The following is a 962-nucleotide window of genomic DNA, read 5'->3' on the forward strand; positions in this document are numbered from 1 at the left end:
CGACTTCGGCGCGGCGTGGAAGAAAACCAGCGAGGCCGGGCGGGATTACCTGTCGGTGGCCATCGACGATCCTTCGTTCCCGGCGACGGTCTATGCCCGCCTGATCGAAGGTGAGAACGGCACGCACGACCTGATCTGGTCGCGCAGCAAACCCAAGGCGGCCTGACAGCCGCCCACCGCGCCCCGCCCATTGCGGCGGGGCGCGATGCTGCTGATCGCAGCACCGCACGCACAGGGTTTCGGTAGTTGCCCGATGCTTGGCATGTCCAGGGCAGGCATTGCATTGGCGATGGTCGGATGGCTCGAAGCCCGTGGCAGCAAGCACAGCATGGCGTGTCGGCGCATTGCGCCGCCGGGCTTTCGGGCTGCGCCCCATGCCGCCAATGGCGTCATGTCCATTCGGCTTCAATCCCTCACGCCTTCGCACCTGGCGGCGCTGCGCGCTCCGCTTGCGGAAATCCAGACGCGCTAGGGCGCGTCGCGCTCTTTCAGCACGGCCTCGAACTCTTGGCGCACCTGCGCCAGCAGTTCATCGACCTTGTGCGCGTCGTCGCCGGCGTAGGCCAGCGTCAACAGCGTCAGCGGATGCACTTCCATGACTTCGCATAGCTCGGTCAGCTTGTGCATGGTCGGGCTTTTCAAGTCGCGCTCCAGCGTACTCATGTAGGTGCGGCTGGACACGTCGGAGAACGCTTCCTGGCTCAAGCCTCGCGCCTTCCTGACTGTCCGTATTGCCGTTGCCAATGAGTGTTTCGCTGTCACTAACTTGGTTTCCCCATAAAAACCAAGATGACAGCCGATTGCGCCCTATAGGGCTACAATCTATAGTGTTCATTAATGGCTGAAAGGCTGCTTTCGTGCTTTTACGGAAATCCGTAATTACGGATTCCGACAGAACCGGGGAATCGCATCCGTGTCTTTCCGGCTTCCTACAATTCCGCTTCTGCGCTTGCGTGCTTCTA

3 protein-coding genes are annotated in these 962 nt (G+C 61.2%); 2 read left to right on the plus strand and 1 reads right to left on the minus strand.

The genetic code is table 11. The features are described from left to right. Window positions 1-166, plus strand: a 166-nt coding sequence (locus AC1VXC_RS21075; RefSeq protein WP_481540014.1) for a DUF736 domain-containing protein, incomplete at its 5' end; no start/stop codon positions are given. 39 nt (window positions 167-205) lie between these two features. Next, window positions 206-472 carry a hypothetical protein gene (locus tag AC1VXC_RS21080; protein WP_049445265.1) on the plus strand — a complete coding sequence of 89 codons (267 nt, stop codon included), beginning with the start codon at window positions 206-208 and terminating at the stop codon, window positions 470-472. Here AC1VXC_RS21080 and AC1VXC_RS21085 read toward each other — a convergent pair. Further along, window positions 469-762 (minus strand): helix-turn-helix domain-containing protein, encoded by a 294-nt coding sequence (locus tag AC1VXC_RS21085; protein ID WP_071890182.1) that lies wholly within the window; start codon window positions 760-762, stop codon window positions 469-471. The genes AC1VXC_RS21080 and AC1VXC_RS21085 overlap by 4 nt on opposite strands. Window positions 763-962: the final 200 nt, after the last annotated feature.

This window comes from Stenotrophomonas sp. STEN033, from assembly GCF_056856655.1.

What these genes read in the sequence shown, in the direction of transcription:
- AC1VXC_RS21080 (WP_049445265.1), top strand. Translation starts at nt 206, where the DNA reads ATGCTGCTGATCGCAGCACCGCACGCACAGGGTTTCGGTAGTTGCCCG.